We start from the raw sequence: 25,765 nt of genomic DNA, 5'->3' as shown, positions 1-25,765 counted from the left end.
TGCATTAATGTAAGTAATATTAAATGATTATAAGTTGCTGGATATTAAGCATGCACAAAGGTTTAAACTTTGATGAATTAACAGGTAAAGGACAGTCTGTTCGAAGTAAGTTAATTATAACCTTTATAATTATAGCCTTAGGGCCACTATGTATACTTACTTGGTTTAGCCTTGGACATGTAAATAGCACGCTTAAGCAAAATGCAGACGCTGAACTAAACGAGCTTAATAATATAGGTAAGCAATTTGCTGATATTTGGTTTGCAGAGCATGTTAAGGATCTATATTTGCTTAGGGCGCAGTTTGATATTAGCCCGACTAAAAAACAACAATTAATAGCGCAATTTGTTGAGCAGTACGACTTTGTTAATAATGTAGAACTTATTGATGTAAACCTCGTTAAATCACTACCTTCATCACCCTTTTTTAATATTATTAAAGATCAACGTTTTAATAACATACTCTCTGGTATTAAAAATACAGGTAAAATCCAATTTCAGTCAATGACAGTCTCAGGGCGTGAGTATCATATTATTGGCTTACCGTTAGTAAATACCGAAAATAAGCTACAAGCCATATTGCTCGCAGATATAAATTTAAACGGCTTATTAAATAATCTAAGTAAAATACACGCTGCAAATAAAGACATAACATTTTATGTTATGCATAATAATAAAATTCAAAAAAATAATAATTCAGAAGATTCTCAACCACTATTTTTCTCTCAAAACGGCTCCCCAACGCAACGTGTTTTTTCTTACAGTAATAAAAATGAAGAGACTTTATACGGGTATATTGATTCTCTAGAGTTTTTAAATGAATCTGGATGGCAATTACTTGTAACAAAACCAAAAGAAGTTGCACTACAAGGTGCTAATTTTTATAAACAGCTTGCTTTATTAACAAATGCGGGGGCATTGCTGCTTATATTAACGTCATCGTGGTGGTTTGGGCGTCGACTTTCTAGACCTTTAATTAACTTAGCTAAAATTGTTGAAAGTATTACAAAAGGAGATAAGGTAAAAGTCCCTGTAATAAACGACAGTATTGAGTTTAACCAGCTTTCATTGGGTTTACGTAATTTAGTAGCCGTAAAAGAAGAGCAACACAGTATATTACAAAAGCAACGCTCTGCACTTCAAATTGCATTAAAACAATTAGCCGAGCAAAAAAGTGCATTAGATGAACACGCTATTGTTGCTGTAACTGATTTGCATGGCACCATCACTTTTGTAAATAAGAAATTTTGTGAGATTAGTGGCTACGATGAACACGAATTAATAGGTCAAAACCATCGCCTTTTAAATTCAGGAAAACACGAAAAAGCATTTTTTAAAAATATGTATAAAACGCTTAAACGTGGTGATATATGGAACGGGCAAATATGCAATAAAGCTAAGCATGGTGGCATATATTGGGTAGATACGACGATTGCACCATTTTTAGATGAAAATGGAAAACCGCAAAACTATATTGCTATTCGTAATGACATTACAGCCCTGAAAGTACAAGAGCTAGAGCTTGAGCAACACAAAACACAGTTACAGTTAGTGATAGACTCAACAGCCGTGGGTATTTGGGGTTGGTATATTGATACGAATAAAGTGACGTTTAATAACCGCTGGGCCGAGATAATAGGTTACAAACTCAGTGAGATTGAGCCTTGTACTATAGATACTTGGTATACATATGCTCACCCAGACGACTTAGTGATATCAAATAAAAAACTTCAAGAGCACTTTGCCGGTGAGACTGACTATTTTGTTAGTGAAGCCCGCATGAAGCATAAAAATGGACATTGGATTTGGGTACTCGATACTGCAAAAGTAGTTGAGTGGAATACCGATGGCTCTCCAAAACGTATGATAGGTACGCATTTAGATATATCAGAACGAAAATCTACAGAGCTTGAGCTACAAGGAAGCCGCGATAGGTTTGCATCTTTGGTATCAAATATCCCTGGCATTATTTATCGATGTAAGTTTGATAATAAATTAAGCATGCTTTATATGAGCGAGCAAGCGAGTGGAATAACAGGTTATTCACCTGATGAGTTGATACATGATGAACCCCCCAGCTTTTTTGATTTGATATGCGAAGACGATTCTAAAAAAATAAAAGATGAAATTCTACGTTGTGTTAGCGCTAAGCAGTCATGGTCTGTTGAGTATAGGATTACAGCCCGCGATGGCTCCTTACATTGGGTAAATGAAAAAGGCCAAGCCATTTACGCAGATGATGGCAGCATATTGTATTTAGATGGATTTATTTTTGATATTACAGAGCGTTACAATACACAGTTAAAAATAAATCGTCAGCAAAGCCTACTTGAATCAATGAGTAAGCAAGGGCAGATTGGCGCATGGGAGATGGACTTAGATGCGCATACACTTTATTGGTCTGATGAAGTTAAAGTTATTCACGAAGTACCAGAGGACTTTGAACCGAGCATAGATACCGCTATTAACTTTTATAAACCAGGCATACACCGAGATACTATAAGTACCTTATTTGAGTGCGCAGTGACTTTAGGTGAAAGCTGGAGTGTAGAGCTTATTATTTTGACCTATTCTGGGCAAGAGCGTTGGGTTAAATCGATGGGCCAAGCTGAGCTTAAAGACGGTAAATGTGTACGTGTGTTTGGTTCATTTCAAAGTATTGATGCACATAAACGACTTGAACTTGAGAGCGAAAAAGCAAATCGTTATAACAAAAATTTAGCCGCGCTTACAGTCGCACCTGAGGTGCAAAATAGTGATGTAGAACAGGTTAAAAAGCTAGCCGTTAAATCTATGTGTGAAGTGCTAAATGTTACACGAGCTTCGATATGGATCTTTAACGAAAAACGAGATGTGATGACGTGTCATTGCTTATATATAAATGGTCAAGGGTTTGTAGATACCGACGCTATTTTAACTGCTAAAGACTACCCAGCTTATTTTAATGCTATTTATAAACATAATTTAGTGGCTATTGATGATGTTTATACTCACTCAGCAACTGTTGATTTTATTGAAGCATATGTAACACCACTAAATATTAAATCGATGCTTGATGCTGTAATTGCAACAGGCGATGGTAATTTAGGTATTTTGTGCGCTGAAACAGTAGGCGAGCATCACAACTGGACGCAAAGTGAAGAAACGTATCTTCGCTCATTAGCTACTTTAGTGGGAAGCACTTTAGTTTCTCAAAAACGAAAAGTAATTAGTGAGGAGCTAAAAGTAGCACTCGTGAAAGCTGAAGATGCAGCCATTGCTAAGAGCCAATTTTTAGCAACCATGAGCCATGAAATTAGAACGCCGATGAATGGCGTACTCGGTATGCTAGAGCTTGTTCAATTAGAGTCGCTATCTAAACCAATAGAAACAAAAGTAGATATAGCCAAAAAAAGTGCACATTCTTTATTGGGTGTAATTAATGATATTTTAGATTTCTCTAAAGCTGAAGCAGGTAAAATCGAGCTTGAAGAAATTAACTTTAATGGACGTGATTTAATTGGTGAAGTTGCTGCCGCACAAGCATTTACAGCTCAAGACAAAGGTATTGAAATTATTTTGGATCTGGTAGCGCTAGAGCCTTCGCAGTTATGCGGCGATCCAGGGCGCATTCGCCAAGTTATTACTAATTTATTGAGCAACGCCGTTAAGTTTACGAGTCAAGGCGAGGTTGTTGTAAGCGCGAAAATTAATAAAGTAGCTCAAGGTTTAGAGTTTGTTGTAAGTATAAAGGACTCAGGCATAGGAATAAGTTTAGAAAAACAAGAGCAATTATTTACCCCTTTCTCTCAAGTCGATGCATCAACAACGCGTGAATATGGAGGCAGTGGCTTAGGGCTGGCTATTTGTAAGCAGCTTTGTGAACTAATGGGGGGGGCTATCTCTCTCACTAGCGAAGCAGGTAAAGGAAGCACCTTTACTGCCTCTATAATGCTGACTCCGGGAGATCAAAAAGAGCGCTATATTCCTAATATTAATATGGAAGAGCTAACCGTTTTGGTTGTTGATGATAACGAGACAAATCGAATTGTAATTTCACAGCAGCTTGAGCACTGGGGTGCTAAAGTTGCGCTTGCATGTGACGCACGCGAAGCTCTTGATATGTGCGCGCAGCAGTATAAAAGTAACAATTGCATGTATGACATTGCAGTGCTTGATATGCAAATGCCAGAAATGGATGGTATAGAGCTGTGTAAAGCACTAAAAGCACATGAACATTATAAATCAATGCCACTTGTAATGATGACCAGTATTGCTGGTATGGAAGGTGCGCAGCGCTATTCTAATGCAGGCTTTCAGGCATATTTCCCCAAACCTGTAACCACTGCCGATTTAATTTCTGCACTGTCAGTCATAACAAGTAATGATTCAGATGAGACACTCCCACTTGTTACTTCAGGCTATATTTCCTCTCTTAAAAAAGAAAAGGTGCAGGAACCTACCCAAATATTACTTGTAGAAGATAATCCAATTAATCGACAAGTGGCTACATTAATGCTCAAAAAGCTTAATTGTGACGTTACAATTGCCGAAAATGGTCAATTAGCGATAGATATATTAGAGTCTCACGATTCTGGTTTCTTTAAGCTCGTTCTTATGGATTGCCAGATGCCTGTTATGGATGGCTTTGCTACAACTGCAGCTATCCGTAAAGGTATGGCGGGTATACAACACAAAAACATTAGGATCATTGCTATTACGGCTAATGCAATGGACTCTGATAAAGAGCGTTGTATAACCGCTGGAATGGATGACTACTTGAGCAAACCGATTCAATTAGATATTTTAAAAGATAAATTAGAGCAGTATATTTAAGGTAAAAATAAAATGAGCCAACCCGTTATAATACGTGATGCAAAACCAAGTGATGCGAAAACAATTTTGCACTTTATTACCGAACTTGCCATATATGAAAAAGAACCGGATGCAGTTAAAACAGACGAACAGGCTATTTTAGATACGCTGTTTAGCGACGGTGCTACTGCGCACAGCATAATTTGTTTAGAAGGTGATGAGCCAATTGGTTTTGCGGTCTATTTTTATAATTACTCTACATGGTTAGGTAAAAATGGCCTATACCTTGAAGATTTATACGTAAGCCCAGATAGCCGTGGCAATGGTGCAGGTAAAGCCATTATGAAGCACTTAGCTAATAAGGCGATTAGTAATGACTGTGGTCGTTTTGAATGGGTAGTGCTTGATTGGAATAAACCCGCTATCGATTTTTACAATAGCATTGGTGCAAAGCCTCAAAACGAATGGATTATATATCGCTTAACAGGGCAGGAATTACTAGACTTTGCTAAATAGTTAATGAAAATCATTTGCATTTAGGTTTGTGGGTGTGTAAGTTAACTACACGCCCATAAATAAACGTGCAGATGATTATATGATCTCAAACCAAAAACAATCCCACTCAGATTTACTTTGTCTTGATCAAGCATTAAGCCCTTGGCAGTCGAATATAATGCAAGGTAATTATGCATTTGAACAAGGTGCACTTCTCGAAGCCCGCGATAAATACTTATTAGCTAAAACACTTGCAGATCATCTTCTTCAGCAGTTTTTATATGCTCAGATTAATAACAATGTCATCCATGCTATTGAGCATTGCATACCCGCACTTGTTGTTGCGTCGCATAATTTAGCTGATACCTATATAGCTATGCAACAGCCTGAAAATGCATGCAAATGGCTATGCGAAGTACACTTAACACTCTGTTCGCTAATTAAGCATACTCATTACGATATACAAAAAGTGAGTAAGCATCATTACACTAAAACGTCCTCTGAACTTGTATCATTTGCAAGACGCTATCATTTTTTACCTGAGCTAATAGAGCAAGTGAATTTTTGCTTATGCTCAGAGAGCACTACAAACAATCAACTGCACTAATTTAAAAGAAAAAGGAGTATTTATGGCTTTTACTTTGCCTGCACTTAACTATGAGTACGATGCGCTTGAGCCTCATATTGATGGTAAAACAATGCATATTCACCACACATTGCATCATCAAACGTATATCAATAAAGCCAATGCTGCTTTAGCAGATACTGTTTATGCAACCGCAAATGCTGAAAAATTACTTAAGGGAATAAACAGCCTGCCTAGTAATTTACAAAAAGCAGTACAAGAGCATGTAGGAGGGCATTTTAATCACAGCTTATTTTGGCAAGTAATGAGCCCAGAAGGAGGAGGGGAACCTGAAGGTAGTGTAGCTCAGGCAATAAATGAACAGTTTGGCAGTTTTGATAAGTTTAAAGATCAATTTACTGCTGCTGCAATTAGTCAATTTGGCAGTGGTTGGGCGTGGCTATGTGTGACCCCAGATAAAAAGTTGATTGTAGAAAATAGTGCTAATCAAGATTGCCCTTTAATGCAGGGAAATACCCCTATTTTGGGACTTGATGTATGGGAGCATGCCTACTATTTGAAGTATCAAAATAAGCGTCCTGACTATATTGCTGCTTTTTATAATGTAATTAATTGGACTGAAGTTGAAAAACGCTACCTAGCCGCAATAAGTTGAGTGCCGAATATGGCTAGTAATACAGTTTATTTTCTATAAGCTAGGCTCTATTAGATTAATTTATAGAGCCGTTTATGTACACTTCACATTGGCAAAAAGCACGTCAGAGTCGCGATCCTCGTTTTGACGGGCTTTTTTACGTAGCGGTAAAAAGTACCGGTATTTATTGCAGACCAATTTGCCCTGCACCAACGGCTCACGAAAAAAACGTTGCTTATTATCAGTTTGCCCATAACGCGGCGCAAGATGGTTTTAGGCCCTGTATTCGTTGCAGGCCCGATAGTGCCCCAGGCAGCGCAGCATGGCAGGGTACAAAAACGACGGCACTTAGAGCAAAACAGTTAATAGATCAAAATGACGAGCACGACTGCGAAAAATTAGCAGCTCGTTTAGGCGTAAGTAGTCGTTATTTAAGGCAGTTGTTTAAGCAGTATTTTGGCGTGTCGATTACGCAATATCGATTATTTAACCAATGCCACTTTGCTAAAAAACTGATTCAAGAAACACATTTACCCCTTACCGAAATAGCGTTTTCCGCAGGCTTTAAAAGCATTAGGCGCTTTAATGATGCATTTTTACAGCAGTTAAATATAGCTCCCTCGAAGCTGCGCAGTGGCGATAAAAAGCCAACGTCAACACTCATTTTAACCCTGCCATTTAGGCCGCCTTATAATTGGCCTGCTTTGCAGGGCTTTTTACAAAGGCGCTTGATAAAACCAATGGAGTGGATAACACAAACGAGCTACGGGCGTACTTTTGCAAGTGATAAATATAAAGGAAGTTTTACCGCAGAATTTATAGCGAGTAAAAACCACTTTAGTGTATCTATCAATATAGACAATACGGCGTACTTACAACCTGTTATAAATAATATACGCCGTGTGCTTGATTTAGATGCCGATATTAATTTAATTCAAATGCATTTAAGCGCCAATATAAACAATGCGTTTACAGTGTGCGAAGGGCTCAGACTTCCGGGGATTTGGTCAAGTTTTGAAGCCGGTATAAGAGCGGTACTTGGGCAACAAGTGAGTGTTACTGCAGCGCATAATTTAGTAACAAAGTTAGTTGATGAATTAGGCGAAAAAGAGGGCGATGCCGTTTATTTTCCTACGGCTAAAATTGTTGCTAATAGTGATTTTGCATTTTTTAAAATGCCACAAGCACGCAAAAATGCGCTACACAACTTAGCCCAGTTTTGTGCGCTAAATCCTGAAAATGACGATTTAGACGAATGGCTTAGTTTAAAAGGAATTGGCCCTTGGACAGTAAATTATGCAAAGCTGCGAGGACAAAGCCAACCCGATATATTACTTGATGGTGATTTAGGTGTTAAAAAAGCACAAGCAGCGGCAAATCCGTTTGAGCCTGCTAATTGCGCTCCTTTTCGCTCTTACTTAACGTTTCAACTTTGGCAGCAATTATAATGATCATTCAAACATCAATTTCGAGCCCTATAGACGACATAATTATTCAAGCGACTGATAAAGGTGTGAGTTACGTTGGTTTTTATCCTCCAGTTGAGCACCCTCATACGCCATTTGAGCAAGTTACTAACAAGGCGGTGCTTATTTGCGCTGCGCAGTTAAATGAGTACTTTGCAAAAAAACGCACTATGTTTGATGTACCACTTGATACAAGCGGTACGGTATTTCAGCAAAGTGTATGGCAAGCACTATTAACAGTACCTTTTGGACAATCGCAAACATACGGCTATATTGCTAACCAACTCAATAACCCAAAAGCAGTGAGGGCAGTAGGCGCTGCTAATGGTAAAAATCCGATTAGTATTATTGTACCGTGCCACCGAATTATTGGCGCAAATGCAAAGTTAACGGGCTATGCTGGTGGGCTTGATAGGAAACTGTGGTTGCTGAAGCACGAAGGATTAATGTAAATTAATTGATAAAATATAGCCAGTCTGCTTAACTCAACCTATAATTTAAATAATCAACTAATAAAAATTATTATGCGTATTAATAGCTTAGTTTACTTTTTTATTGCCAGTTTAATGTTTACCGCTACTGCGTTTAGCAAGCCGCAAAGTCTCGTGTTTTGTTACGAAGACAAAAATATAGCACCCATGTTTTTAGGTGATGGCCAAAATATACCAACAGATAAACCTGGTGCATCAATCGAAATACTTCAACAACTTGATTTAGCATTGCCCAATGTAGCAATATCATTTGTTAGAAAGCCATGGCGTAGATGCTTAAACGATTTAGAATTTCATCGAGTTAATGCTGTTATTGCAAGTTACCGCAAAGGGCGAGAAAACGTTGCTGTTTACCCTGTTGATGAGCAAGGTAAGTTACAAGATGACTACGCAGTAAGTGAATTTGGCAGCTGCCTTATAGGGCGTTATAAATTTCATAAGGAATGGGAGACTCGTGAAGTATTTCAAAATAAAGCATTTACGATAGCTATTCCTAATGGTTATGGGCTAAATAGCGCGTTAAAAGAAGAACCATTTTTTATTCATAATACGTTTTCTAAAAGCAAAGCTTTTGAGTTGCTAGATAAGGGGGGAGTGCAGGCGAGCGTTGATCTATGCCAAGTAGATGGCTTAAAAGTGTCGAGTTATCCGTATGAGGGTAATAATGTTAAACCTATTTATCCCCCTTACGAAACCAGCCATGGTTACCTTGTATTTTCAAAAAAATTCTATGAAGAAAATAATGCTCTAAGCTTGCAAATGTGGCAGTGGTTATCAAAATTTGAAAGTGCACCTGTGTATATTAAATACTTACAAACACTTAAATAAACAGGCCCTGACAAAATAAAATTCGCGTTTGTAAATTGGTATTAATTTAATATTAAGGTAGCATAAGCGCACTTTTTATAAAATGGCACCACAATGGCTCAATTATACTTTTACTACTCTGCAATGAATGCAGGTAAATCAACCACGTTATTACAATCTGCATTTAATTATAAAGAACGTGGCATGGAACCTGTGATCCTGACTGCTGCCATTGATGATAGACAAGGCGTGGGTAAAGTATCGTCTCGTATTGGCTTGCAAGCAGATGCGCATGTATTTGATGCTAGCAAAGATGTTTTTGATCTTATTCAATCACTCAACAATGATAAAAAACGCCATTGTGTGTTAGTTGACGAGTGCCAATTTTTATCAAAAGAACAAGTAATGCAATTAACCGATGTGGTTGATGAACTCGGTATACCTGTATTGTGTTATGGCCTGCGTAACGACTTTAGAGGCGAGCTATTTATAGGGTCGCAATATTTGCTTGCGTGGGCTGATAAGTTAGTTGAGCTTAAAACTGTTTGCCACTGTGGACGTAAAGCAAACCATGTACTGCGTACTGATGAAAATGGCGAAGCAATAGCCGATGGTAACCAAGTAGAAATTGGCGGCAATGACCGATATGTTTCGGTATGCCGCAAACATTATAAAGCCGCGTTAAATATGGGCCGATAAAGCATTTAAAAATGTATCAATATCTTCGCGGGTTATATCTAAATGCGTAACTAGCCTAAGCTGCTTGCTTGGACTAAATAATATGCCTTGTTGTTTAAGCGCTTCAGCAATATCTTTAATATTTATACTGCTACTGTATGTTGCGTAAACCATATTAGTGGTGTTAGTCATATCGACAGTAAAGCCACTGATTTCACTTAATTGTTGAGCCAAATAACGTGCATTTTCATGATCGTCTTTTAAGCGCTCTACATTGTGCTCAAGTGCAAATTGTCCAGCGGCTGCAAGCATTCCGGCTTGGCGCATACCGCCACCAAGTACTTTTCTCCATCGTCTTGCTTTATTAATAAGTGCTGGTGAGCCTAATAATAAAGAGCCTACGGGCGCCCCCAAACCTTTAGATAAACAAATAGAAACTGAGTCAAAGTGCTTTGTAATTTCAGTGATATCAACTTTTAGCTCAACAGCGGCATTAAAAGCACGTGCGCCGTCTAAGTGCAGCGCTAAACTATGCGTATTAACAAAGTCACGTGCTTGGGCTAAGTACTCAATCGGGAGTACTTTTCCGCCAATGGTATTTTCTAAGCTGAGCAATCGCGTTTTTGCAAAATGACAATCGTCTGGTTTTATAGCCGTCGCTATTTTACTAAAAGGTATACTGCCATCAGCATCGTTTTCAATAGGCTGTGGTTGCACAGACCCTAAAACAGCTGCGCCACCACCTTCAAACTTATAATTGTGAGCATTTTGGCCACAAATGTATTCGTCACCTCGCTCACAGTGCGCCATTAACGCAAGTAAGTTGGCTTGTGTGCCTGAGCTACAATAAAGTGCGGCTTCAAAATTAAAACGCTTACACGCATAGGCTTCTAGTTGGTTAACGCTTTCATCATCACCATATACATCGTCACCAACCGGTGCGTTGTACATAATATCGCGCATTTCTTTTGTTGGTTTTGTAACTGTATCAGAGCGAAAATCTATCATGATTGCCTTATCCTTTTTATTATTTTTAATAAAATTGGTATTAATCAAGCTCGCTACAAATTTGCTCACGAGTGTCTTTATCAAAGTAGGTCCATGCAATAAAGCGGCTAATTTTTTGACCTTGTGCCATATCAACAATTTTATACTGTGCTATTGGGTGAGCTTTTAATACTTCTTCAAGGGCTGCAATATTATCTTTTTTAGAGACTAACGACGTAAACCACAGTACTTGCTCTGCAAAGTCTTCGCTTTCTTTAACCATATTAGAGATAAACTGTACTTCACCGCCTTCGCACCACAATTCATTATTATGACCACCAAAATTAAGCGTGCTACTGGGTGTTTTTCCTAAGTTTTTCCATTTACGTTCACTGCCTTTACTTGCCTCTTCTTCACTTGCATGAAACGGAGGGTTACAGAGCGTTAAATGGTATAGATCTTTTTGATTTATAACGCCTTTAAAAATTTGTGATGCGTTTTTTTGTTGTTTTAGGGTTATTTTTAAACCATTAAACTGGGCTATTTGCTTTGCTATTTTCACCGAGGCTGTATCAATATCAGTCCCAGTAAAATGCCATTTATATTCACTTGTACCAGTAAGCGGATAAACTAAGTTAGCGCCAGTGCCAATATCAAGCACTTTAATTTGCTTACCTAAAGGTATTTGTTGTTGATTATCATCACTTAATAGGTCGGCCAAGTAGTGAATGTAGTCAACACGCCCAGGTATAGGTGGGCATAAGTTGTGCTCGGGAATATCCCAAAAATCAATATTATAATGTGCTTTTAAAAGAGCTTGATTGAGTGTTTTAACAGCCTTGTTGTCACTAAAATCAATGCTTTTAGTCCCTGCAGGTGTGGTTATAACAAAGGGCAGTAGAGCAGGATGCTCTGTTGTTAATAAATCGAAGTCGTACCCATTTTTATGTAGGTTACGAGGGTGTAATTTTGAACGTGCTTTATTTTCTTTCATGGCTTCATTTTAACAACAGATATGATGTGGTGATTGTAACAAATGCTGATGAGTAAAGTGCAGACATTTCCTTTGGTATATTTAATATTACTGGTAGGATGAGTTGAAAATAATAAAAAGGAATAACTGTGGCAATTTCTCAGCAATCAATAATTATTAATGTAGCTGATCAGCAAACACTTCATTTACGCCGTATTAGCGATGAAGATCAGCAAGGGCCTATCGTATTTTTTATGCATGGAGCAATAGAAAACGGTAAGATTTTTTACACGCACTCTAATAAAGGACTTGCCCCTTTTTTAGCTGAGCATGGGTATAGATGTTATGTGGCTGATTTACGTGGCCGAGGTGATAGCAAGCCAATCATTTCGAGCGAGTCCGAATATGGACAAACTGAGTCTATCCTAGAAGACATCCCTGCCTTTATTAAGCAAATAGAGTTGATTGAAGGCAAAAAGCCAGACTACTGGGCTGCTCACTCTTGGGGCGGGGTATTGATGAACAGCGCGTTTGCACGTTTTCCAGAATATATTAACGACGTTAAAGCATGTGTGTATTTTGGCTCTAAGCGTTCTTTATTTAATAATCATCCTCAAAAATTATTACAAGCCAATTTAATTTGGTATTTTATGGCGCCTTTACTTGCTAAAAAACATGGCTATTTAAATGCTAAAGGTTATAAGTGGGGCAGCGATAACGAAACTCAAAAGTCGCATTATCAAAGTATGCAATGGGCTAAAAAGAAGCCATGGATAGATTCTGATGATAATTTTGATTATGCAAAAGCGCTAAACAACCTGCATTTACCGCCAACGCTTCATATTGCTGCGGTAAAAGATAAAGCATTAGCGCAACCAATCGATATTCAAAAATTTATGGACGAATCGGGGCTAGGCATTCAACAAATGCAAATTTACGGTCGTAAACACGGGCATAATTTTGATTACGATCATATTAATATGCTTACCCACCCAAGTGCGCGTGATGATCAATTTAAAGATTTACTTAATTGGTTTAAAGCACATCCGTAAGGGCCTGTTGACCTTTCAGGATTAAAATTTGTTCAATCCAAGGAAGATTTAATCACGGCGCGAAGTTTGTAACCTAGTGGGCTCGGTAACTGCTCCTGCGTTACCCTACTGGCTTACATCCATGTAAGAATAAGTAAAAACCGAGCAACAAAGAGTTAATCGTCCTTAGAGAGAACCCAAAGGGCAGTGGATGTTTGGTCTTTATGCTGCGTTATCGCCTATTTATGGGGAACAACCACACTACATAGGCTCTGCCTTGCCTAAATACCAAACAGCCTACTGCAAATTTAACCTCGAAAGATAAACAGGCCCTAATTAATTCTCATCAAGTAACTTTAGAAGAGGTGTTTTGTAACGCTCCCACTTAGCGATTGCGGCATTATTAATAGGTTGGCGAATAGCATGTTTACTCAAGGTCGTTACCGGTGTTTTTTGTTTATAAAACGCTAAGCAGCGCTCTTCAAAACTACAGTTTAAAAAACCAAGTAACTGCGTTAGCTGCTCTTTTGGGTTACTCACTAAATCTTCGTAACTGACATCATAAATTGGCATCTCTTTAAAAGAGTGCCAATGGCTCATCAGTTTTTTATACAACTTATGATAAAGCTTAAACTCAGGTAGTGAGCAAAAGTAAGGCTCGTTTTCAGCAAAGTAATTAGTGAAGATAGAAAATGCGGTGGCATTAAAATCACGACTTAAATTTATAAATTTAGCATTTGGAAATAGAATATATATAAGTCCGAGCGACTGATAATTACTCGGCAGTTTATTTATTATAAAAGGTCTGATGGGCGATGCTGTTTTTAATGTTGTGATATACAGCTCGCGGGCTTTTTTGATTAAATCCGGCGTTAAATGCGCTAAACATTGCGGGTAAGTCACTCCCGTTTTTTGTTCGATAAAAGCAACTGCGTTATTACTAATACTCGTGCTCTCTCCTAGGCTCGAAAACTGACTATGGCTTGCCAACATTTGCTCCACAAGGGTAGAGCCACTACGAGGCATGCCAATAATAAATACAGGCGTGATATTACCCGTAAATTTTTTATCGGCAGAGGCTATAAACTCCTCGGTGTTGTATTTTATTATTTCATCGTAAAAAGGGATTAAATCTCTAGTGTTAAATTCACTTAATTTTTTTTGTAATTTATTCGCCAATATAAAATAATTAAATGCTTGCTCGGTATCCTCAAGTGCATCGTAACTGTTTGCTAATGCGTAGTAACACACCATTTTTAAACGTAAATTACTAGTTTGAGTTAATAAGTGGTGCAAATTACTTACATAATTATGTTCTTTATCAAAGCGACCTAATTGTACAAGTTCAAATAAAATATAGGCTGTTACAGGGTATACACCAATGCTGAGTGCATGAGCAAAAGTTGTATGAGCTTTATCTAACTCGCCATGTGTTAAATAGTGCTGTGCTAAGTAATAATGAGGTTCTGGATTATGACTTGCTAATTTTTTTGCGTATTCAAGCACCGTTAGCGCATCGTTTGGCGAATGAACACCGTTAAAAGCATCAGCAAGGGCATGTAATGGTTCAAGCATATGAGGCAAGCGCTCACAGGCTTTTTGGAGTAGGTATACAGCAGCGTCGTAACGTTCTAGTCGTAAGGCAATTCTGCCTAAGCCAAATAAAGCCTCACCATTTTCAGGGTTACTATTTAAAATTGCTTTAAAATGGAACTCGGCTTCTTTGAGTTTATTTTGTTGCAGTAGTTGGTTGGCTTTTTCAAGTAGCATAGTTATACCAATTTTATTAAAAAATAATCATTCTATCGCATTAAATAGCGTACTCACTGCGTTAAAAATTATTCATATAGAGCAACTATATATCATAGTTTTCGCCTTGTTATTACGCTATTTTCTGAGCGCTATAATAGAACACTTATTCAATGCAATTGGTATTGTTCATTATTATTTTTATTAACTATAAAATTAAAAAGGCGAAATGTCTTTAACATTTCGCCTTTGGTTCTTCATGAAAATAGTTTAAAAAGTATATGTTGCTTTAGCGTAGTAAAAGCCACCGTTAATACCAAACGGAGATGTTTCGTAGAACTGACCACCCCAGTTGTTATTAGGGATGCCCGTTGCATCTGCAAAATCAAGTTTTTCAGCATCTTGGTCGAATAAGTTTTGAGCACCTACAGAGAAGCTAACTGATTCATTTAAGAAGTAAGTTACTTCAGCATCAATAGTGACTGCAGCATCTGCTGTTTTAGCTGTTGCATCATAATCAACGTGAACACCTTGGTATTCGCCGTAGTAGTTTGCACGAGCAAATGCAGAAACTGATTCCCATTGTTGAGACAATGTGAACGTTGCACGATGATTAGGTAAATCTTCTTCTAAACGCTTAACTTTAAACGCACCTGTAATTTCACTAAATTTAGTTACTTCAGTATCATTCCAGTTATATGCAAGGCTAAATGTAGAGCTACCGCCCATTAATTCAGCTGTATAGTTTGCAACTAAATCGATACCTTGTGTTGTTGTGTCAAAGTCGTTTGTAAAAAAGCTTACCTGAGCAAGGCCTTGTACATTAGGTACTCCTGCTGCTGCAAGGGTATCTTTGTCTGCTTGGCTTAAGTTGATTTTATCTGATTGGCTAATACGGTCATCTACTTGGATGTTGTAGTAATCAAGCGTTAAAAATAATTCGCCAATTGTGTATACAGCACCAAGCGTATAACTTTGCGATTCTTCCGGCTCAAGCTCTGTACCACCTAATTGCACTGCAATTGGGTTTGTTGGTGGAAGAAGCGCTGAATCTTGTAATACACCGCCATCTAAACTTGTTTGTACATTACTTACGTTAGCTTGACCAACCGTTGGTGCACGGAAACCACTGCTTACAGAACCACGCACGTTTAAGTCTTCAGTTAAATGGTATTGAGCCATTACTTTGTAGTTAGTGGTAGTGCCAAAGCTGTCGTAGTCTTCAAATCGAAGTGCTACGCCCATTAAAAAGTCTTCAGTAAACGGTGCTTCAACATCAACATATGCTGCATAGTTACGGCGAGAAAATTCACCCGCTTGTGATGGTTTAAAACCAGGAAAGCCGTTAGAGCCAATACCAAAGCCTTGTTCTGTTAAAGGGCCTGCTGTGTAAGATGCTTCATCACCAGAGACGATAGTAAATGTTTCTTCATGCCACTCAAAACCACCGGCAATGTTTACATCATAAGCTAAACCAAAGTCGATACCTTTTGATAAATCAAAGTTAAAGTTTTTCTCTAGCTGTTCGTATTTACCCGGGCTGAAGTCTCGTGGTGTATCTGCACCTAAAGAGGCATTAACCGTGTCGTAAATAAAGTAACGTGATTCATTTAAGCCAACAGTACCGCTTAAGTCATAGTAAGTATCTTTTAAGAAGCCACCAGTGAATCGACCTTTAGTACCAATAGTTAAAGAAGTATCAGTAATGTTGCCGCCAAAGTTAGGTGTAAAGCCACCTGGAAGCATCTCATTAAAGGCAAAACAATCTGGGTTGTTTGCTACACCATTTATGTAAGCAGGATCATCTAGTACATTGCCGTCTGTTATTGTGATAGTTGGACAGTTAGCACTCATATCAGGTGTTGTGTCGGCAACAAGTAATGTTTCGCCACCATCATTTGAGTAAACACCAGAACGAGTTTGCGGATTACGGTAATAAAAACCGCCACGTACATCACGTTCAGAGTAGTTACCAAACATGTAAAATTCAGAGTCGTTTGTTAGCTCTAAACCCACATTACCAAAAATAGTAATATCGTCATCTACTTCTGGTGCACCCCATACTTGTGCAAGAGAAGATACATCAGGCACTCCGGCAGCTGAAAGTGCTGCAGCATCGGCACGTTGAACTGAACGGCTTGTTGCATCAGCTGTTTTATATTGAAAGCTTAAATTAGCAAAACCATTGTCGGTAAACGGTAAACCTACGTTACCCGACACTTGTGTTGTATCGCCATCACCTTCATAAAATTGACCATGGCGGATTTCTAATTTACCACCTTCTGAAGCGTCTTTTAGTTGGAAATTCATTACACCGGCGATTGCATCAGAACCATACTGCGCAGCCGCGCCATCGCGAAGTACTTCTACTTGTTTAATCGCAATGCTTGGAATAACTGAAATATCTGCGCCTTGCGCGCCATCGTTAATACCACCGCCTAAAAATGCGATTACAGAAGCACGGTGACGACGTTTGCCGTTTAAAAGAACCAATGTGCTGTCTGACGGTAAACCACGTAAGTTAGCTGGACGAACAAGAGAAGCTGCATCACTGATAGGGTTTTGGTGTACGTTAAACGATGGTACTGCACCTTTTAAAAGTTCAAGCATGTCAGTGTTACCTGACTTTTCAAGCTCTTCGCCGCCAATAATGTCGATTGGAACCGGTGAGTCACCTATTGAACGAGGAGCTGAACGCGTACCTACTACGGCAATTTTCTCAACGTTTTTATTTACTTTAGTTTGTTCCTGCTCGTCTGCCGCAATAGCAGATCCAGAAATAAATAACCCTGCAGTGGTTGTAGCTAAAGCAAATTTGATTGCTTGGTTTAGCGCATTACTTTTTAATTTCATTCTAATTTTCCCCAGTTAGAATAATTCTTATTTTTGATGTGAATTTCACATCATTTGTTTTTAACTTAATTTTTTGTTTCACATAAGTTTGAGGTTTTATCTCAAAAGCCTAATCAATTAAGCTTACTTTTTGTGAAGTCCTATCTACAGACTATAGATAAAAAACAGGAAGGGCAATTACTAATTAACCGTTTGATAACAAAAAGATTCAATTTAAGAAAAAATGCAACAGTGGTGCAAAGTAAAACTAAAATGAACTAAATAAGTGCAAATAAGGCTATTGAGGGGAATATTAATGCGCTAACTGCATTTAAATGTTATTTATTTGTATCTTTTTTTGTGGGGTTTTCAATGTTTTGTGCGTACCGCCAAGCTGCTAATTTTTCTTTGTATTCATCCCATACGCAGGGACAGCAACTGCCACCACCGCAACATTCATCAGATTTTGGTTTTTCAGGTTTTTGCGGTAATTGATTTGTTATATTCTGCATTGTTGTATGTATTTAATACTAATTTGGTGCAAAGGGTAAGTTAAAGGGTGTTGAAAGTAAATTATTCTTTGTGAACCTGTGCTGCTGTGTGAAAATAAAAGTTATGCGATTATATAAAGTTATTCACCGTGCACCTTGGCGGGTAGTTAAAATTAGTAAAAAACGCCAACAGCTGCGTTTTCGCCGTGCTATGGTGGCGCTTAAAATCGCACTCGCCCAAGAAAAACAAGAAACTAAAGAAATGCTCTCTATTTATAGGCGTTACACTCAAGGCCACACAAGTAAAGAAGAGTTAAAACGCGCAAATGAGCAATTTGTTGATATTTTAAAAGGGTTAGGGCTCGGTGTATTTGCTGTATTACCTTTTGCTCCGCTTACAATTCCTTTAGTTGTTAAATTAGGGAGTTTGGTGGGAGTTGATGTACTGCCAAGTTCGTTTAATATGAACAAATCTATTAAAGAACTAGATGCTAAAATAGATCAAGAAAATCAAAAGCAAGAATCTAAAAATAGCTTAAAAAAGTAGCTAAAATCCCTTCAAATTAGCGATACCTTTTAGGTGCGCTTATTGATATGCTCTTAAGTACCATTTTTATATTATATGAGCTTTTTAATGAGTGCATTACTACGTCATACATCTTCTGGTATTCCTTTATCTTTTATTCTTAAAAACGAATTATCTGACTGGCAAGCACAGCAGCCTGCATTTATACAAAATTGGTTAACTAATACAGGTTTTGAAAAGCAAGGTGTTGCTTTAATTCCTGATGCTAAAACGGGCGAGTTAAGCCAGGTATTTTGTCTAATGCAAAGCAGCGATGATTTTTGGGCTGCGGGTAATTTAGCAAATACACTTCCTACAGGTACTTATCAAATTCAAGGCGACAGCGCTTTTGTAGAGCAGGTTGCTTTAGGGTTTGTACTTGGTGGTTACGAATTTAGTGAATATAAAGAAAAGCCAACGGCAAAGGCGCAATTAGCCATTAGCGATAAAGCGTTATATGAGCGCATTAGCCAACAAGCTGATGCCATTACACTTGCACGTGATTTAGTTAATACTCCAGCGGTAGATATGATGCCGCAACATTTATCGCAAGTTATGGAAGATTTAGCTGCAACTTACAATGGCGAATTTTCACAGTGGGTTGGCGATGAGTTACTAGAGCAAAACTACCCGACTATTCATATGGTGGGTCGTGCAAGCGAAAATAAACCGCGTTTACTTGATTTAAAATGGGGCGCGACAGATGCTCCATTAATTACGCTAGTCGGTAAGGGCGTATGTTTTGACTCAGGCGGACTTGATTTAAAACCAAGCTCTGGCATGCGTAACATGAAAAAAGATATGGGCGGCGCGGCGCACGTAATTGCACTAGCGCAGCTTATTATGGCAGCTAACTTACCAATTAGATTACGTGTACTTGTACCAGCGGTTGAAAATGCAGTATCGCGCAATGCATTTCGCCCAGGCGATGTTATTAAAACGCGCAAAGGTATTATGGTCGAAATTGATAATACCGACGCTGAAGGTCGCTTAGTATTATGTGATGCATTAAGCGAAGCGCAAAACGATAATCCTGAGCTAATTATTGATTTTGCTACTCTCACGGGTGCATGCCGTGTTGCACTGGGCACGGAGCTTCCGGGCTTTTTCTCAACAGAGCGCGATGTAGCAAATGGCATTATTGACGCCGGTTTAAGTGTACATGACCCTGTTTGGCAACTTCCGTTGTTTGAGCAATACAAAAGCTTACTAAAAAGTGATGTAGCCGATATGGCAAATTGCGCAAGCACACCGTTTGGTGGTGCTATTACCGCAGCGCTTTACTTAAAAGAATTTGTTGAACCAACAACACCGTGGGTACACTTTGATGTAATGGCATGGAACTTACGTGCATTACCAGGTCGTCCAACGGGTGGTGAAGCATTAGGTATTCGTGCGGTGTTTAATTACCTACAAAATCGTTTTAATAAGTAAGTTTTTGATTCAATAGTAAAAACTTGAGCTTTATGAGCTTTAAACCTCATAAAGCTCAAGTGGCAAGTTATCTGGATCGGCAAAAAAGGTAAACTTTTTGCCAGTTATTTCATCCACTCTAATATCCTCAACTTTTACGTCGCACGACTCTAAATACGTTTTTGCAATCTGTACATCCGCTACCTTAAAAGCTAAATGTCTTAAGCCTTGTGCTTCGGGATAGCTGGGTCTTTCGGGCGAACCATCAAACGAAAATAGCTCTATTTGGCTACCATCGGGCATGGCTAAATCTAATTTATATGAATTACGATCAGCTCTAAAGTGCTCATTAATAACGTTAAGTTTAAGTACATTGCTATAAAAGTGTTTAGAACGTGCATAGTCACTACAAATTATAGCAGCGTGATGAATACCTAAAAGTTTCAAATTTAATTCCTTAAAAAGCAAAAACGCACTTAAATAAGTGCATTTTAAATGTGGCTTATTACATGTTGTGTTAGCTAGGCTCGGCTTCTTTACATGCTTTAACGGCCGGTGCTACAAGCTCTAAACCAGTTTTATCACACGGTGGTAAAGCAGCATCGCTTACACTAATAGGCGTTACACGTTCGCCCCATTTTATGTAACTTGCAGCCCACGTAAGGCCTGCACCAAATGCTGCAGACATAATGTTTGAATGCGGTTTAATTAACCCTTGTTCAACCGCTTCACATAACGCTATAGCAATAGTCGCAGCAGAGGTATTACCATAGTCACCAATGTTAACCATTACTTTTTCGTCAGGTACTTTTAAGCGATGCTGAATAGCCTGAATAATACGTAAGTTAGCTTGGTGTGGAACGAGTACATTAATGTCGTCAAGGCTTAAGTTGGCCTGTTGCAGTACGTCGTCGCAGGCTTCACTCATACCTTTTACAGCACGTTTAAAAATTTCACGACCTTCAAATAATAAATCAGAAGGACCAATTGGCTCATACTTATTTAAATCGCTACCAAAGTTGGTGATGTGTAAAATATCGCGGTCTTCGCTGTCACAACCGGTTTTGGTACCAAGTAAACCCGCTGGCGTATCTGCCGCTTCAAGTATTACTGCACCTGCGCCATCGCCAAATAAAACAGCGCTGTCGCGACGTGCCCAGTTTACGTACCAGGTCATACGTTCAGAGGCAATAACGACTGCTTTTTTAATCATACCCGCTTGAATTTGTGCTGTAGCAGCTTGCAACGCATATAAAAAGCCCGAACATGCCGCGTTTGTATCCATTGCGGCAGCGCCTGTTGCACCAATATTTTTTTGCACTTGTGAGGCGGTATTTGCCACAACAGTAGAAGGTGTACAGGTTGCTAATATCACTAAATCAATATCTTTAGGATCAATGCCTGCGCACGCAATAGCATGCTTAGCTGCAACGGTTGCCAGCTCAGCGGTACTTACATGACTCACTCGGCGAGATTTAATGCCAGTACGCGTGGTTATCCACTCGTCGGTGGTATCAACTATTTCACTAATTTCATCGTTGCTAATGCTTGCTGGTGGAATGCATTTACCCCAACCAGTGATATGTGCGTAAGGCATAGTATGTTCTCTTAAGGTGGTCTGACATGTGTTACTAATGGGGGAGTTATACCAAAAAACGGCTTTCAAGACTAGTTTATAGCATGTTTTGTATCGTAAATATTCGCAATTACAGGTTATTTAAGGTAATGCTAGTATAAAAAAGGGGCAAGTATGAAAACAACACTAATAACAACATTCACTTCAATAACGCTGGCATTAATAACAAATGGGGCTTTTGCTCAGCAGCATAAAATTATTTATGCTGGCAGTTTACTTGCATCCGAAGATCAAAAAGTAAAAACAGAGCAAACGTTAGTCATAACAGATAATACAATAACAGCCATTAAAAACGGCTACCTCACAAAAGCAGAACTTAACCTACCTGATGCCGATATTATCAATCTTAAAAATCAATTTGTAATGCCTGGTCTTATTGATATGCATGTTCACGTTACGTTTGAGCGAGATTCAAAAGCAAACCCTCACCGCTGGGCTACAGAATATGATGCCGATTATGCTTTGCGCTCAATTAAATATTTACAACGTACGCTCGATGCGGGTTTTACATCAGTGCGTGATTTAGGTAGCGATCACAAAGTAATATTTCCGCTAAAGCGCGCTATTGAGCGAAATGATATTAACGGCCCTCGCATTTTTGCAGCGGGTAATACAATATCGCCTACCGGCGGACACGCAGATATGCACGGATATCGAAAAGATATTACAGATGCGGTTACAGGCGGGATTGGTATATGTAATGGCGCGGATGATTGTAGCCGTGCGGTACGCGAGGTAATTAAAAGTGGCGCTGATGTAATTAAAGTTACTGCCACGGGTGGAGTACTAAGTAATACCGCTGCTGGGGTTAACCAACAACTTACAGATGCAGAGCTGATTGCAATTGTTGATACGGCTCACCACTTAGGGCGTAAAGTTACAGCGCATGCACACGGTATACAAGGTATAAAAGCGGCCTTAAAAGCCGGTGTGGATTCTATTGAGCATGGCTCTTATTTAGATAAAGAGGCAATAAAGTTATTTAAAAAAACGGGAGCTTATTTAGTACCGACGCTTTTAGCGGGTGCAACGGTAAGTGAAGAGGTGCTTACAAATCCAAATATGCCACCGGCAATAGCCGACAAAGTGCGTGAAGTAACTCCAAAAATGCAGGCTTCGTTTAAACTTGCACTGAAAAACAAGGTTAATATAGCTTTTGGAACAGACTCTGGGGTATCGCGTCATGGGCTTAATGCTAACGAATTTAGTTTAATGGTAAACAATGGAATGAGCGAAGCCCAAGCGATTAAATCAGCAACCATACATGCAGCTAAACTGCTGGGGCAAAGCGCACTCATTGGCGACTTGAGTGTTGGTAAACAAGCAGATATTATCAGTGTGAATGGCTCACCGCTTAAAAATATCGACGTACTTAAAAACGTACAATTTGTTATGAAAGCTGGGCAAGTTTATAAACAATAGGGAAGGTTATGAGCAGCAAAATAAAAGTGTCGTTGTTTAATCATTTGATTGACGCTGAGCGCCAGTTACTAGACCCAGAAGTTCGCCAATCTGAGCGCGCATTAGATGCTTTACTCGATGATGAATTTATCGAAATTGCTGCCAATGGCACTACATTTAATAAATACCAAGTACTAACTCGTTTACCTACCGAGGTTGTGCCACAGTTTTATAATCAGCATTTTAAGGGCCGAATGCTGAGCGATGATGTAGTGCAACTTAGTTACCAAGCTGCTTTTAGGCGCTCTGCTCGCGCTGAGTTTAATTATTCATTGCGTATGTCGCTTTGGCGTAAAAGTAATGAACAATGGAAAATGGTGTTTCACCAAGGAACGCCTTGTGCGCCGTTTTCAATTTCGATGGATGATGATTAAAAATCATATAACCGTTAAAATAACCTTATTAAACATTTGATTGGGCAATAACCTGTTGTTAATGCGTACCGACCCCACCATTAGTCGATTATTAATGCTGCGAAGCGGCGCTATTGCCGTGCAATTAATTGCGGTACTTAGCGTTTATTTTTTACTAGAACATCAAATTGCATTACTGCCTTTACTTATTGTTATTGCCGTTGAGGCTGTGTTTCAGCTTATTAGCCTATTTGCTTATCGAAATGTAAGCCGTGCTAAACCTTTGGGTATGTTGATGCAGCTAACTGCAGACGTATTATTTTTAACGGTTTTGCTCTCACTAAGCGGCGGTGCAACTAATGCATTTGTTTCGTTATTATTGCTCCCAATAATGATCGCTGCTGTTACGCTGCGAGAAAAAGGATTAGCTTATATTGCGGTATTAGCCATTGCCGCATACAGTTTGCTACTTATAAAGATGCCCGATCACAGTATGCATCAAATGAATATGAGTGGTCACTTTATTGGCATGTGGGTTAATTTTGTTTTAAGTGCCAGCGTAATTGCACTTGTTATTGGCGCAATGAGCAGGGCACTTAAAGAGCGAGAGCGAATTATTGCAAACGTGCGTGAAAAACAATTGCGTAATGAACAGCTTGTTACCCTTGATGGGGCTGCTGCACAAATCACCCATCAACTAGCGACCCCAATTGCAAATTTACAGTTACTGTTTGAAGAGTTATTAGAAGACCAGCCAAACAACCCTATTGTTAAGCACATGCAAGCGCCGCTTACTCAGTGTAGTACGCAGCTTAACGACTTTAGAAAACTCTCAGAGCAATTACGCCTTAAAAATTCACAAGAGCATACCACCGTAAAGCAACTGCAAACGCAAATTACAGATACGCTTTTACTGCAATACCCTGATCAGTACATTAAATGGATTACGCCACCTATTGCGGCAACGCTATTGAGTGATGCGATGTTATTGCCTGCTATTTTAAATTTATTGCAAAACGCCGCGCTTGCTAATCAAAAACAAGGTAAAACTCAATTAGAGCTGAGTTGGCAGCAAGATAACTTACATAGCGAGTGCGTTTATTTGTTAATTCGTGATTTTGGCCGTGGCTTTTCATCATCGCAATTAGCAGAGCTGGGTGGTCAACTTATGCCAAGCGATCAAGGAATGGGGCTTGCTGTGCTTTTATCAAATGTTACTTTTGAGCGTTTAAATGGCTCACTTACCTTGTTTAACCATGCAGATGGCGGCGCTGTCGCCAAAGTTAAACTCGCTATTGTAAACATTGAGAATAACGCCTCATGAAGTTACTTATAATTGAAGACGACATTAATTTAGCCAGCACACTGGCAAGGCGCTTAACTAAACAAAGCTTTGCCTGCGAGGTGGCGCATAACCAAAGTGATGCGTTACTTGCTGCGCGTAAATTATTGCCCGACTTTGTTTTATTAGACATGAAACTAGGCGACGATAACGGACTTACACTCATAAAGCCGCTGCGTAGTTTGCTCCCCCAAGCTCATATTGTTTTACTAACCGGGTTTGCAAGTATAGCAACCGCAGTAGAGGCAATGCGTTTAGGCGCAAACGATTACCTTACTAAGCCGGTTGATATGGCAACATTATTAAAAGCGCTTAACACCGATCCTGTGTCATCGGCATCGAATGTTATTGATGATGCGGTTATGTCGCCGGAGCGCTTAGAGTGGGAACATATTCAACAAGTATTACACAGTAATAATGGCAATGTGTCGGTTACCGCGCGGCAACTTAATATGCATAGACGTACTTTGCAGCGCAAGTTACAAAAAAAGCCGGTGCAGCAGTAATTTATTACTTAATTTAAGGAAAGTGTTATGAGCGATGATGCAGCTATATTAATGCAAAACCAAAAAATTATTTTATTTGATGCGCAATGTAAGCTTTGCAGCGCGTGGTGTAACTTTATTATTGCTCACGATAAAACTACTATTTTTAAATTATGCAGCGTGCAATCTCCAAAAGGAGAACTGTTGTTAACACACTTTGGTTTTTCAACCAGTGAATACGCTTCAATGGTGCTTGTTGAAAATGGTAAAGCATTTACACAAAGCCATGCTTTTTTTAATGTTGTTAAGCAGCTAGGTTACTCATACAAACTAGCAAACGTATTTAGTATTTTGCCAAATAGGTTTAATAATTGGTTATACGATAGGGTTGCTTTAAATAGGTATTCGTTATTTGGAAAATATCAGTATTGCAGAGTACCCAACCCAGAGGATGCTAAACATTATTTATAAATTAGGCGTTAATACACTGCAGTATA

At 38.9% G+C, this 25,765-nt stretch carries 23 protein-coding genes; 16 read left to right on the top strand and 7 right to left on the bottom strand.

Annotated features, from left to right (window positions below; genetic code table 11):
- Positions 1-50 precede the first annotated feature (50 nt).
- The 8 genes from GQR47_RS00530 to GQR47_RS00495 all read left to right on the top strand — a co-directional run bounded on the left by GQR47_RS00530 (position 51) and on the right by GQR47_RS00495 (position 9,971).
- Positions 51-4,814 (top strand): PAS domain-containing protein, encoded by a 4,764-nt coding sequence (locus GQR47_RS00530; protein WP_165723365.1) that lies wholly within the window; start codon positions 51-53, stop codon positions 4,812-4,814.
- Positions 4,815-4,826: 12 nt separating this feature from the next.
- A complete protein-coding gene (locus GQR47_RS00525) occupies positions 4,827-5,309 on the top strand; it encodes a GNAT family N-acetyltransferase (protein ID WP_002958990.1) in 483 nt (160 codons plus the stop codon).
- A gap of 79 nt (positions 5,310-5,388) precedes the next feature.
- Positions 5,389-5,895 carry a hypothetical protein gene (locus GQR47_RS00520; protein WP_024597096.1) on the top strand — a complete coding sequence of 169 codons (507 nt, stop codon included), beginning with the start codon at positions 5,389-5,391 and terminating at the stop codon, positions 5,893-5,895.
- A 22-nt stretch (positions 5,896-5,917) separates the two neighbouring features.
- Positions 5,918-6,529 carry a superoxide dismutase gene (locus tag GQR47_RS00515; protein WP_154902934.1) on the top strand — a complete coding sequence of 204 codons (612 nt, stop codon included), beginning with the start codon at positions 5,918-5,920 and terminating at the stop codon, positions 6,527-6,529.
- A 74-nt stretch (positions 6,530-6,603) separates the two neighbouring features.
- The gene (locus tag GQR47_RS00510; protein ID WP_154902933.1) at positions 6,604-7,956 is read left to right on the top strand and encodes an AlkA N-terminal domain-containing protein; all 1,353 of its coding nucleotides are present in this window, start codon (positions 6,604-6,606) and stop codon (positions 7,954-7,956) included.
- On the top strand, positions 7,956-8,426 hold the full coding sequence (locus tag GQR47_RS00505; protein WP_154902932.1) for a methylated-DNA--[protein]-cysteine S-methyltransferase: 471 nt from the start codon (positions 7,956-7,958) through the stop codon (positions 8,424-8,426). Before GQR47_RS00510 ends, GQR47_RS00505 begins: the two co-directional genes overlap by 1 nt.
- A 72-nt stretch (positions 8,427-8,498) precedes the next feature.
- The gene (locus tag GQR47_RS00500) at positions 8,499-9,293 is read left to right on the top strand and encodes an amino acid ABC transporter substrate-binding protein (protein WP_165723364.1); all 795 of its coding nucleotides are present in this window, start codon (positions 8,499-8,501) and stop codon (positions 9,291-9,293) included.
- Between the two features lie 93 nt (positions 9,294-9,386).
- A complete protein-coding gene (locus tag GQR47_RS00495) occupies positions 9,387-9,971 on the top strand; it encodes a thymidine kinase (RefSeq protein ID WP_154902930.1) in 585 nt (194 codons plus the stop codon).
- Here the strand turns inward: GQR47_RS00495 and ltaE are convergent.
- Positions 9,954-10,958: a low-specificity L-threonine aldolase gene (gene ltaE, locus GQR47_RS00490; protein WP_154902929.1), complete on the bottom strand. Its 1,005-nt coding sequence runs from the start codon at positions 10,956-10,958 to the stop codon at positions 9,954-9,956. The genes GQR47_RS00495 and ltaE overlap by 18 nt on opposite strands.
- Positions 10,959-10,998: 40 nt before the next feature.
- A complete protein-coding gene (gene rlmF, locus GQR47_RS00485) occupies positions 10,999-11,931 on the bottom strand; it encodes a 23S rRNA (adenine(1618)-N(6))-methyltransferase RlmF (protein WP_154902928.1) in 933 nt (310 codons plus the stop codon).
- A gap of 128 nt (positions 11,932-12,059) precedes the next feature.
- On the opposite strand from rlmF, the gene GQR47_RS00480 reads away from it, so the two are divergent.
- Positions 12,060-12,962 carry an alpha/beta hydrolase gene (locus GQR47_RS00480; RefSeq protein ID WP_154902927.1) on the top strand — a complete coding sequence of 301 codons (903 nt, stop codon included), beginning with the start codon at positions 12,060-12,062 and terminating at the stop codon, positions 12,960-12,962.
- A 315-nt stretch (positions 12,963-13,277) separates the two neighbouring features.
- On the opposite strand, the gene GQR47_RS00475 is transcribed toward GQR47_RS00480, so the two are convergent.
- The 3 genes from GQR47_RS00475 to GQR47_RS00465 all read right to left on the bottom strand — a co-directional run bounded on the left by GQR47_RS00475 (position 13,278) and on the right by GQR47_RS00465 (position 18,034).
- On the bottom strand, positions 13,278-14,711 hold the full coding sequence (locus GQR47_RS00475) for a sulfotransferase (RefSeq protein WP_154902926.1): 1,434 nt from the start codon (positions 14,709-14,711) through the stop codon (positions 13,278-13,280).
- 249 nt (positions 14,712-14,960) lie between these two features.
- Positions 14,961-17,543: a TonB-dependent receptor gene (locus GQR47_RS00470; RefSeq protein WP_039488458.1), complete on the bottom strand. Its 2,583-nt coding sequence runs from the start codon at positions 17,541-17,543 to the stop codon at positions 14,961-14,963.
- A gap of 317 nt (positions 17,544-17,860) precedes the next feature.
- Positions 17,861-18,034, bottom strand: coding sequence for an oxidoreductase-like domain-containing protein (locus tag GQR47_RS00465; protein WP_154902924.1), 174 nt, complete (start codon positions 18,032-18,034; stop codon positions 17,861-17,863).
- 103 nt (positions 18,035-18,137) lie between these two features.
- Here GQR47_RS00465 and GQR47_RS00460 point away from each other — a divergent pair, with 103 nt between their 5' ends.
- Together GQR47_RS00460 and GQR47_RS00455 are read left to right on the top strand one after the other, a co-directional pair.
- The gene (locus tag GQR47_RS00460) at positions 18,138-18,560 is read left to right on the top strand and encodes a hypothetical protein (protein WP_002959004.1); all 423 of its coding nucleotides are present in this window, start codon (positions 18,138-18,140) and stop codon (positions 18,558-18,560) included.
- 87 nt (positions 18,561-18,647) lie between these two features.
- Positions 18,648-20,012, top strand: coding sequence for a leucyl aminopeptidase family protein (locus tag GQR47_RS00455; protein ID WP_154902923.1), 1,365 nt, complete (start codon positions 18,648-18,650; stop codon positions 20,010-20,012).
- A gap of 39 nt (positions 20,013-20,051) precedes the next feature.
- Here GQR47_RS00455 and GQR47_RS00450 read toward each other — a convergent pair whose 3' ends face one another.
- Entirely contained in the window at positions 20,052-20,438 is a 387-nt protein-coding gene (locus GQR47_RS00450; protein ID WP_002959006.1) for a VOC family protein, read from the bottom strand.
- Positions 20,439-20,508: 70 nt separating this feature from the next.
- The gene (locus GQR47_RS00445) at positions 20,509-21,588 is read right to left on the bottom strand and encodes a ketoacyl-ACP synthase III (protein WP_154902922.1); all 1,080 of its coding nucleotides are present in this window, start codon (positions 21,586-21,588) and stop codon (positions 20,509-20,511) included.
- A gap of 153 nt (positions 21,589-21,741) precedes the next feature.
- Between GQR47_RS00445 and GQR47_RS00440 the strand changes: the two genes are divergently transcribed.
- The 5 genes from GQR47_RS00440 (at position 21,742) to GQR47_RS00420 (ending at position 25,739) form a co-directional block, all read left to right on the top strand.
- Positions 21,742-23,049 (top strand): amidohydrolase family protein, encoded by a 1,308-nt coding sequence (locus GQR47_RS00440; RefSeq protein ID WP_154902921.1) that lies wholly within the window; start codon positions 21,742-21,744, stop codon positions 23,047-23,049.
- An 8-nt stretch (positions 23,050-23,057) separates the two neighbouring features.
- Positions 23,058-23,462 (top strand): DUF4440 domain-containing protein, encoded by a 405-nt coding sequence (locus GQR47_RS00435; RefSeq protein WP_024595765.1) that lies wholly within the window; start codon positions 23,058-23,060, stop codon positions 23,460-23,462.
- A gap of 61 nt (positions 23,463-23,523) precedes the next feature.
- Positions 23,524-24,765: a sensor histidine kinase gene (locus GQR47_RS00430; RefSeq protein WP_186807003.1), complete on the top strand. Its 1,242-nt coding sequence runs from the start codon at positions 23,524-23,526 to the stop codon at positions 24,763-24,765.
- On the top strand, positions 24,762-25,289 hold the full coding sequence (locus GQR47_RS00425; RefSeq protein ID WP_154902919.1) for a response regulator: 528 nt from the start codon (positions 24,762-24,764) through the stop codon (positions 25,287-25,289). The genes GQR47_RS00430 and GQR47_RS00425 overlap by 4 nt, the downstream gene beginning before the upstream one ends.
- 27 nt (positions 25,290-25,316) lie before the next feature.
- Positions 25,317-25,739, top strand: a complete 423-nt coding sequence (locus tag GQR47_RS00420) for a DCC1-like thiol-disulfide oxidoreductase family protein (RefSeq protein WP_154902918.1) — start codon at positions 25,317-25,319, stop codon at positions 25,737-25,739.
- The last annotated feature ends 26 nt before the right edge of the window (positions 25,740-25,765 follow it).

The sequence above is a fragment of the Pseudoalteromonas sp. Z1A2 genome, assembly GCF_011378755.1.
Lineage (GTDB): Bacteria > Pseudomonadota > Gammaproteobacteria > Enterobacterales > Alteromonadaceae > Pseudoalteromonas > Pseudoalteromonas distincta.
The sequence above is the reverse complement of the archived record's forward strand: the minus strand, read 5'-3'. Positions and strand labels throughout refer to the sequence as shown.